Origin of the sequence: Rhizobium croatiense (assembly GCF_019793465.1) — a bacterium.
Taxonomy (GTDB): domain Bacteria; phylum Pseudomonadota; class Alphaproteobacteria; order Rhizobiales; family Rhizobiaceae; genus Rhizobium; species Rhizobium croatiense.
In genome coordinates, this window is sequence record NZ_JAILYJ010000030.1 from 23845 (window position 1) to 33290 (window position 9446).

The window sequence follows — 9446 nt, forward strand, 5'->3', positions numbered from 1 at the left end:
TCAAAGGCCGAGGCCGGTCTTGGCGGCTGCGAGCGCGTCGCCTTGGCCGTCGCGGGTCTTGACGCCGGCGAGCCAGGGCTCGAGGGCCGAGGGGTTGGCCTTCAGCCATGCGGAAGCAGCTGCTTCAGGCTCTTCGCCGTCGTTGAGGATCTTGCTCATGATCTGGTTCTCCATGTCGAGGGAGAACTTCAGGTTCTTCAGCATGGTGCCGACATTGGGGCATTCTTCGAGATAGCCGGCGCGAACGTTGGTGAAGACCTTGGCGCCGCCGAAGTCGGGACCGAAGACCGCATCACCGCCGCTCAGATAGGTGAGCTTGAAGTTGGTGTTCATCGGATGGGGTTCCCAGCCGAGAAAGACCACCGGCTTGCCTGCCTTGTCGGCGCGGGCGACCTGGGCGAGCATACCCTGTTCGGAGGACTCGACGACCTCCATACCCTTCATGCCGAAAGTGTCCTTTTCGATCATGTCCATGATCAGGCGGTTGCCGTCATTGCCGGGCTCGATACCGTAGATCTTGCCGTCGAGATCGTCCTTGTGGGCCGCGATATCCTTGAAATCCTTGATGCCGAGTTCCGCGCCCTTGGCGTTGGTGGCGAGCGTGTACTTGGCGCCGACGAGGTTCGGGCCGAAGGATTCGACCGACTTGTCGTCGAGATAAGGACGGACGTCCTTTTCCTGGGTTTCCATCCAGTTGCCGAGGAAGACGTCGATGTCCTTGTTCTTCAGCGAGGTATAGGTGACCGGCACCGAGAGAACCTTGACGTCGGTCTGGTAGCCGATGCTCTTCAGAACGACGGATGCGGTGGCAGTGGTGGCGGTGATGTCGGTCCAGCCGACGTCCGAGAAGCGCACGGTGGAGCAGCTTTCAGGGTCTGCGGCGAAGGCAGCGGTCGCAACGGAGAGGGCGGCGACGGCGGTTGCGGTGACAAGTTTGAATGTGCTTGTTGTTTTCATTTTAGACTCCCAGTCTTTAGGTCCCCAAGCCAATCACCAATAGCCCAGTTTGACAAGCGACCTCAGTGTGATTGCGTCGTATCGACGGGTGCGATTGCGACGTCGGCGATTTTTTCGCAGTGTCTCGTTTTGGCGGCTTTCGCCGGTCTTTAGGTGCTGATTCCTGTGATTATCGCGGGCGCGGGGCTTTTCTTTGCGGTTGTGAGCTTTCAATAAGCCGAGCAAGGAGACATCGGATGGCAAAACTCTATTTCAACTATTCGACGATGAACGCCGGCAAGTCGACGCTGCTGCTGCAGGCCTCCTACAATTATCAGGAGCGCGGCATGCGTACGGTGCAGCTGATCGCCGCCTTCGACGAGCGCGCCGGCCGGGGCGTCATCGGCTCGAGGATCGGGCTGGAAGCGAGTGCCATCCCCTTCGAGCCGCACGAAGATCTGTTCCAGCTCATCGCCGGGCTGCGCGGCGAGGGGGCACCGATTTCCTGCGTCTTCGTCGACGAGGCGCATTTCATGACGGCCGTCCATGTCTGGCAGCTTGCCCGTGTCGTCGATCGGCTCGGCATCCCTGTTATGGTCTATGGGCTCCGGACCGACTTCCAGGGCAAACTGTTTCCGGCCTCGCAGGAGTTGTTGGCGATCGCCGACGAGATGCGCGAAGTGCGCACGATCTGCCATTGCGGCCGTAAGGCGACGATGGTGGTGCGCCTCGACGCCGAAGGCGAGGTGCTGCACGAGGGCGCGCAGATCGATGTCGGCGGCAACGAAAAATATGTCTCGCTCTGCCGCAGGCACTGGGACGACGAAATGAACGGGGCCTGGATCGCAGAGCCGGTCTGAAGGAGGAGCCCTGTTTTCTTTGGCGCCATAAGCGACTAGCCTGCGGGCAGGAGATTCCCTGGAGAAGTCAGGTGCGCAAAGCCCCGCCATTCGACAGCCGTTATGAAGCCGCAGGCGGCTTCGCCGAAAAGATAGCGGCCGATGGAGCCTATTGCGCAGCCTGCATCCGTGCCTTCAACAGCGACGAAAAGCATTCGGCCGATGAGGTCTTCCTCGAACAGAATGTGCGCTTTCAAGACCATATCGCAGATGGCGCTGCGCTCGACGCTCTGCTGGCCGAGCTCGTCTTCTCCCTCGACCGACTGACGGCGGAAGTGTCGGCAGACCTCGACAGTTTCCGGGGATTGACGATGCGCGAGAAAATGGCCGGCTGGACGTCGCGCCAGCGGATGTGGCGGATGTATACCGAGCGTGTGCGCGAGGCGCCCGTTATCGAGCGGCTGCTCGACCTCTTGGTGAAATCGGACGCGCTTGCGGGGCTGATCACCACACAGCGCGCTGCGCTCATCGAACGCCACAAGGCGGCGGAACACAATCTCGTCAGCATTGTCGAGCACCGCCGCCGGCTGGTCGATTCCATCGATATCGCCCGTCTCAGGATGAAGGAACTCAACGCCAAGGCGCTGACGACGCAGGGTCGCATCGGCGTCTACGGCAACAGGGCGCACTGGGAACAGATGGAGGCGGAGCGGCGGGCGCTGAAGGCGGAGGCCGAGCGCATCTCCGCCGAGGAGCACGAGATGCGCGACGACAGCCAGCGGCGCGAGCGCTTCATCAGCCTGTTTCAGGCCTTCGTCGATGCGATGAACGGCCAGATCGCCGCCTGCAACGTGCTTTTGTACAAGCTGATGATCGATGTCGAGGAGCGGCTGATCATCTATCAGGCGCAGGTCGATACCGACCGGCCAGGCATGAAGGTCAGGATCAAGCCGGAGTTCTTTCCCAATATCGCCGCGCCGATCAGCTTGTTCGAGAAGGGCATGCTGGTCGCCCAGGATCTGGAGCGGCGCAAGGGCCGCGCCGATCTCGAAGTCGCAAGACGGCTTCCTGCCTATGCCGAACCATCGCCCGAAGCACCGGGAGCGCCGCTCATCGATACGGCCCGCAGGCCTTTCCGCTTCAGCCTGCCTTTTCTGCGTTCCTGAGCCCGAGGCGCGGCCGCGCTGCTTTCATTCGTAAAAATCGAGGGGCTCGTGTTGTGCTCGGCCCATCGAGCGCATATGTGGATGCAACGGGGGCGCGATGTCCACTGCATAATTCCTTAAGCCGGAATCGATTTAAGGAATTATGCAGCACCTCAAAGTGCTGCAGCGTCCTTAGCGCGTCTGAAAAGACGCGCGGCGCTGTAGTGTTCGCCTCGCCTGACAGGAGACGACGATGCTTGACCGGATAGCCGGTTTCTTCAGGCTGATCGGCCAGACGATCGGCCGCTGGGCCCGCCTGTTTTTCGCCTGGGCCTTCTGGCCCTTTCTCGCCGCGCATGGGTGGTATCAGCGCCGGAGCTGGATGGTCCGCTTGCCGGTGATCGCACTCGTAGCGCTCTTCGTCGTGCTCTACGGCTATTTCTTTTGGCAGACGCAGGTCTGGACGAATTTCAACACCGCCTTCGTCGACCAATACCGGCTTTCCGAACGCAAGGTTCCTGCCGGGCAGGAACTGCCTGTCGCCGAGGCGAGCGGCGCTGCCGCCGCCAAGACCTGCCAGCGCTCGGCCATCGTCGACGTCACGGCCGACCTGACCGATTTCAACGTCGACCAGAACGCGTGGATATCCTCCATGCTGCTCTACAAGATGGGCTTTTTCGGGATCGACTGGGATCACACGCCCTTCCTCGATAACAAGGCATCGTTCCAGCGCGGCATCAACCAGGCGGTTCGTCGGACTTCGGCTGAGCTCGTCGATTCGCTCGGGCGCGTGCGCGGCACATCGGGCGTCAACAACGACCTGCAGCGCGCACGCGGCCAGCTGCAGTTCGACGAGTACAGCTGGTATTTCGGGCTTCATCCCTTCGGACCGAAGACGCCGACGCCTTCCTTCTACCGCACGGCGATCAGCGACCTGCGTAAGTTCAACACCGATCTTGCTGCCTGCAACGCGATTTTCGACGGTCGCGCCGACAACCTCATGCAGTTCATCGACCGCATCGCCAACGATCTCGGCAGCACCTCCGACATCCTGGCCGAGCGGTCGGAACACCACAATCGCGGCTGGTTCGACACGCGTGCCGACGACCGGTTCTGGTTCGCCTATGGCCAGCTCTATGCCTATTACGCCATCCTGACCGCAGCGCAGGCGGACTTCTCGCAGGTCGTGCAGGAACGCAATCTCGGCGCCATCTGGGCCGGCACGACGCGGCAGTTCCAGGCGGCACTGCGCATTCAGCCTGCGATCATCTCGAACGGCCGCGAGGACGGCTGGATCATGCCGAGCCATCTCGCCACCATGGGCTTCTACATTTTGAGGGTGCGCTCGAACCTTGTGGAAATCCGTTCGGTGCTCGATCGTTAGGCGCTGCGCGCCGTATGATCCTCGAAGCCGACGACTCGCAGCTTTTCGACGAATTCGTAGGTGACGCCGACGATGCCGCCTCCTCGCTTGCGAAGAAATGTCCGGTTTCGATGTCGATACGCCAGAAGCCGAAAGGCGATAGGCAGCGAGCATCTGGACGATTTAGGCATTGGTGATGCCGATATGGGCGCGGGACTGTACTATCTTGTCGACGACGGACTGTTCGAAGCGAAGAGACACGATTCCCCCAATTTGCGGGACGACGGTCTGACACTCGTCTGATTGCTCAGTTGATCAGCTTCAATCGAATTGCTTTTGCTACTAATTGGGTGCGGTTGACGCAATCGAGTTTTTTGATCGCGTTCGTCATGTAGGCATTCACTGTATGGTCCGACAGCGCCAGGATCTGGCCGATTTCGATCGAGGTCTTGCCCTGTGCCGTCCAGCGCACGACTTCGAGTTCGCGCGCCGACAGCGCATTGTGGACGCTTTCCTCGTTACGTCTGACGGTATTATATGCGTCGAGGGCGTGGAGGATGATGATCGCCAGCTCGTTGACCTCGCTCTGGCCGAGCGCGGCGCGTTCGCCGCAAAACCAGAAGACCAGGCGGCGGCCGTCGACTGCAATGGTCGGCATGGCGACCCCCGCCGGTATCGCATGGTGCAGCATCAGGGCGCGCAGTTCGGCGGGAAAGGCCTGACCATTGACGGCATCGTTGAGATGCCACGCTAGCGGTACGGCCGACTCCCTCAACCGCAGGCCGAAAGGACAACCACGCATCATGTTTGCGCGGTCGAAATCGCGGACATAGGCGGCGGGAAGCGAGCTTTCGATCAACAGCGGCTTCAGCAGGATGTCTTCCGGGGAAGGGGCGTGCATCAGCGTCGCATGAGACAATCCGAAGGCCGCGGATACTCTGCCGAGAGCCTGCGCAAACAGGCCGCGCGTTCCTGCGACTGCAAGCTCCGCCGAAAGCAACGACTGTCTTTCAGAGGTGGTCATGTAAGACATTTGTACGCCTCCGGCAGCCCCGATGTTAACGCTATCAAATACAGAAACAGCGGCGGATGCTAGTGCCAATTGCCTTATCTCGAGCCGATTATTCCGAATCGTGAAGAAATAGTCACAGTCGCGCGCGTCTCGGTTGAGTTGCCGCTGGTGCAAATAGCGTTGTGGTATCTTTGACTTCTCATGCGGCGGGGCAGCGGTGGATTTCGCCCAAGCCGGGCAGGAAGAGAATCATGCCGGAAGAGGCGGGGCGGCGCGAGGTGCCGAAATCCGGCTTGCTGCCGCCCGATGCAATTGCTAAGCGTATTCGCATGTATAACTGAGGCGATTTAATCGTGCGCTGTGCAAGCAAATTGCATCTGAAGTATCTGCTTTTTCCGGTATTACTTGTTTTTCTTCTTTTGAGCTTGCCGTTCGGTGCCGCGACCTCGCAGGCTGCCGGGCAGAGGCAGCCGGCGGGCCAGCCGCCGATGCGCTTCATCCTCGTTCACCATCCCCTCTGCGTGGAAAACTGTCCGGGATGGATATCGGCAGAGGGACGCATAACCTCCGATACGCCAGCCCAATTTCGAAAAATTCTGAAGAAAATCGGCGGCCGGAAATTGCCGATCGTCTTCCGGTCCGAGGGCGGTGATGTCGAGGCCGCCTATGCGATCGGCCGGATGATCCGCAAAGCCGGTCTGGAAACGGCGGTAGGCGGCACGCGGCTGAAGGATTGCCCGGCGGACGATCTGCGTTGCAATGCCGCTATCGCAAAGGATGGGACCGCACTTGGCAACACCTATTCGACCGGTGCTTATTGTTTTTCCGCCTGTCCGCTGGCATTCGCCGGCGGTACGGAGCGTGTCGCCTCGCAATGGACGTTGATCGGCGTCCACCAGATCACGACAATCTATAATAAGGTGCGAGTCTCTTACCGCATCGAATACAAGATCGTGAACGGCAAGAAGAAGGAAATCTCCCGCAAGGAAGTTGGACGCAAGTCAGCAGGGCAGAGCAGTTCCACCAAGCTCGGCAAGAAGGCCACCGCGGCCCTGACGGGTTACTTGAAGGAAATGGGCGTCAGCGCCGATTTGATCGGCCTGATGATGAGCGCCACGCCTGACGGCATCAACATCGTACCGACCGCAGATTCCCTACGCTTGGGCCTCATGACCGATATGCTGGCCTACAACGAATGGCCCGGCATGCCTGCCTGCGGGCGGGATGCGGCGGCCGAGGCCGTCTGCCATGGCCATCCCCCGGTCGAAACGCCGGTAGCCAAGATGCCTGTGCAGGATGCGGCCGCAACCACGGGCGAGAGCCTGCCGAAAACCAGGCCGATGGACTTTCTCCTGATGTACAATGGCAATTGTCAGGAAGAGTGCATGCAGTGGATTTCTGCGGATGGAGACATCACGCCGGATACGCCGGCTCGGCTGGAAGCGATCCTGAAGACGCTCGGCGGAAGAAAGCTGCCGGTGGTCCTTCAGTCTAACGGCGGTGACATGGACGCGGCTTTCGCAATGGGGCGGATGATCCGTACTGCAGGTCTGGAGACCTCCATTGGCAGAACGCAGTTGCCGAATTGTCCAGAGCTGGATCCGCGTTGCAACGCCAGTATCGCCAAAAGCGGACCGACCAAGGGCGAGGTCTTTGCCGCCCGTGCCTATTGCCTTTCGACCTGTACTCTTGTCCTGATGAGCGGAACGCCGCGGATTGTCGGCTATTCGTCTATGGGCCTCGTTAGACCCACGACGGCTGAATATACGAAATTCCTCGCCTATTTCGACGAGATGGGCATCAATGCCGAGACATACGAGACGGTAATGCCTGCCATATCAACTGAGCGAGGAAGGATCATACTTCCTTCTCAGGCCCTCGAGCTTGGCATCATCGATGGTATCATTCCCTATAGCGAAGAGCCTGGATTGCATGTCTGCGGGCCGGAGGCGAAGGAAAGCCTCCGGTGCCCCAGAAAGCCGGAGGCAGAAGCAGGCCCTGTCGCAGCCACGGTAAATTGACATCGAGGTGTGAAGGCACGCCGTAGCGGCAATCGTGATGCGCTAGATAAACACCGAGCGTGGCAGCCGCGAGGCGCGGCACTATTCACACCCTGCCGATATTTCGCTATCCCGATGAAGAGGAAATGTCGGCTCCGATGCTGCGGAGCTCGGGAGGGGAGCATCCATGCCGTCAATCAAATCCGATATCGAAATCGCGCGCGCGGCGACCAAGAAGCCGATCTTCGAGATCGGAGCAAAACTCGGCATACCGGCCGATCAGCTCGCTCCTTACGGCCACGACAAGGCCAAGGTCAGCGCCGAGTTCATCGCGGCGCAGGCGGGCAAGAAAGATGGCAGGCTGATCCTCGTCACGGCGATCAACCCGACGCCGGCAGGCGAGGGTAAGACGACCACGACGGTCGGGCTCGGCGACGGGCTGAACCGGATCGGCAAGAAGGCCATCATCTGCATACGCGAGGCTTCTCTCGGTCCCTGCTTCGGCGTCAAGGGCGGGGCGGCCGGCGGCGGTTATGCGCAGGTCGTGCCGATGGAAGACATCAATCTGCATTTCACCGGCGATTTCCATGCGATCACCTCGGCGCACAATCTGCTGGCGGCAATGATCGACAACCACATCTATTGGGGCAACGAAGAGAATATCGACATCCGCCGCATCGCCTGGCGGCGGGTCATGGACATGAACGACAGGGCGCTCAGGAGCATGGTCTCCTCGCTCGGCGGCGTCGCCAACGGCTTCCCGCGCCAAGGCGGGTTCGACATCACCGTCGCCTCCGAGGTGATGGCGATCCTCTGTCTCGCCACCGACCTGAAAGATCTGGAGCGGCGGCTCGGCGATATCATCATCGGCTATCGCTTCGACAGGACGCCGGTGCATGCGCGCGACCTGAAGGCCGACGGCGCAATGGCGGTGCTGCTCAAGGATGCGATGCAGCCGAACCTCGTGCAGACGCTGGAGAACAATCCCGCTTTCGTGCATGGCGGCCCTTTCGCCAATATTGCCCATGGCTGCAATTCGGTCACGGCGACGAAGACGGCGCTGAAGCTTGCCGACTACGTGGTGACGGAAGCAGGTTTCGGGGCGGATCTCGGCGCCGAGAAATTCTTCGACATCAAATGCCGCAAGGCCGGGCTGAAGCCGGATGCGGCGGTCATCGTCGCGACGGTCAGGGCGCTGAAGATGAATGGCGGGGTGAAAAAAGAGGAGCTCGGCACGGAGGATGTCGCGGCGCTGAAGAAGGGCTGCGCCAATCTCGGCCGGCACGTCGCCAATGTGCGCCGTTTCGGCGTGCCCGTGGTCGTCGCGATCAACCATTTCGTCTCGGACACCGACGCCGAGATCGCGGCGCTGAAGGAATTCGTCTCGCGGCTCGGCGCCGAGGCGATCCTCTGCCAGCACTGGGCGAAGGGTTCGGCCGGCATCGAGGAACTGGCGCACAAGGTGGTGGAACTGGCCGAATCGGGCCAGGCGAAGTTCCAGCCGCTCTATGGTGACGACATTTCGCTGTTCGAGAAGATCGAGATCGTCGCCTCGAAGATCTACCATGCCGGCGAGGTGACGGCCGACAAGGCGGTGCGCGATCAGCTGCAGACATGGGAGGAGCAGGGCTACGGCAAGCTGCCGGTCTGCATGGCTAAGACGCAATATTCCTTCTCCACCGATCCGAACCTGCGCGGCGCGCCGGAAGGACATATCGTTCCCGTGCGCGAGGTGCGGCTTTCGGCCGGCGCCGGTTTTGTCGTCGCCATCACCGGCGAGATCATGACGATGCCCGGCCTGCCGAAATCACCATCGGCGGAGCGGATTTTCCTGAACGACCAGGGTTATATTGAGGGGTTGTTCTGATCTGGCGTGTGACGGTTTCCCCTTCTCCCCTCGGGGAGAACGTGCCCGTAGGGCGGATGAGGGGGCGGCGAAACCGGTCTCTTAATATGTGCCGGCTTTGAACACGCTGGCATCGTCTCGGCTGTGTTCAGAGCGCTGGAAACGGGGTTGCGTGTGACCCCCTCATCCGCCTGCCGGCACCTTTGTAACTTCCCTTTACCCGCTATTGGCGTAGTACTGCCTGTTGCGGTGGCGGATGGAAGACCGTTGCACCTTTGGGACCCCAAGCCCGTGGGAGAGCCTGG

General features: G+C 60.7%; 7 protein-coding genes and 1 pseudogene. 5 read left to right on the forward strand and 3 right to left on the reverse strand.

Translation table 11 applies throughout. From position 1 onward, the window contains the following. Positions 1 to 957 (reverse strand): choline ABC transporter substrate-binding protein, encoded by a 957-nt coding sequence (locus K6M89_RS29575; RefSeq protein WP_097578516.1) that lies wholly within the window; start codon positions 955 to 957, stop codon positions 1 to 3. Positions 958 to 1193: 236 nt separating this feature from the next. On the opposite strand from K6M89_RS29575, the gene K6M89_RS29580 reads away from it, so the two are divergent. From K6M89_RS29580 to K6M89_RS29590, 3 genes are all read left to right on the forward strand, one after another. Further along, positions 1194 to 1796, forward strand: coding sequence for a thymidine kinase (locus K6M89_RS29580; RefSeq protein WP_222141806.1), 603 nt, complete (start codon positions 1194 to 1196; stop codon positions 1794 to 1796). Positions 1797 to 1867: 71 nt separating this feature from the next. After that, a complete protein-coding gene (locus K6M89_RS29585) occupies positions 1868 to 2941 on the forward strand; it encodes a hypothetical protein (RefSeq protein ID WP_222141807.1) in 1074 nt (357 codons plus the stop codon). Positions 2942 to 3173: 232 nt separating this feature from the next. After that, entirely contained in the window at positions 3174 to 4304 is a 1131-nt protein-coding gene (locus K6M89_RS29590) for a DUF2333 family protein (protein WP_222141808.1), read from the forward strand. Here the strand turns inward: K6M89_RS29590 and K6M89_RS31380 are convergent. Both K6M89_RS31380 and K6M89_RS29595 read right to left on the reverse strand, forming a co-directional pair. Beyond that, a pseudogene (locus K6M89_RS31380) lies at positions 4301 to 4544 on the reverse strand (hypothetical protein). The gene K6M89_RS29590 and the pseudogene K6M89_RS31380 overlap by 4 nt on opposite strands. Positions 4545 to 4590: 46 nt before the next feature. Next, a complete protein-coding gene (locus K6M89_RS29595; protein WP_097578523.1) occupies positions 4591 to 5316 on the reverse strand; it encodes a helix-turn-helix transcriptional regulator in 726 nt (241 codons plus the stop codon). A 332-nt stretch (positions 5317 to 5648) separates the two neighbouring features. Between K6M89_RS29595 and K6M89_RS29600 the strand changes: the two genes are divergently transcribed. Both K6M89_RS29600 and K6M89_RS29605 read left to right on the forward strand, forming a co-directional pair. Then, complete coding sequence (locus tag K6M89_RS29600; RefSeq protein WP_222141809.1) at positions 5649 to 7316, forward strand: COG3904 family protein; 1668 nt, start codon at positions 5649 to 5651, stop codon at positions 7314 to 7316. 166 nt (positions 7317 to 7482) lie between these two features. Next, positions 7483 to 9162, forward strand: coding sequence for a formate--tetrahydrofolate ligase (locus K6M89_RS29605; protein ID WP_222141810.1), 1680 nt, complete (start codon positions 7483 to 7485; stop codon positions 9160 to 9162). Positions 9163 to 9446 lie beyond the last annotated feature (284 nt).

Coding starts and splice junctions, on each gene's coding strand:
- K6M89_RS29575 (WP_097578516.1), bottom strand. CDS start 957: ATGAAAACAACAAGCACATTCAAACTTGTCACCGCAACCGCCGTCGCC.
- K6M89_RS29580 (WP_222141806.1), top strand. CDS start 1,194: ATGGCAAAACTCTATTTCAACTATTCGACGATGAACGCCGGCAAGTCG.
- K6M89_RS29590 (WP_222141808.1), top strand. CDS start 3,174: ATGCTTGACCGGATAGCCGGTTTCTTCAGGCTGATCGGCCAGACGATC.
- K6M89_RS29595 (WP_097578523.1), bottom strand. CDS start 5,316: ATGTCTTACATGACCACCTCTGAAAGACAGTCGTTGCTTTCGGCGGAG.
- K6M89_RS29605 (WP_222141810.1), top strand. CDS start 7,483: ATGCCGTCAATCAAATCCGATATCGAAATCGCGCGCGCGGCGACCAAG.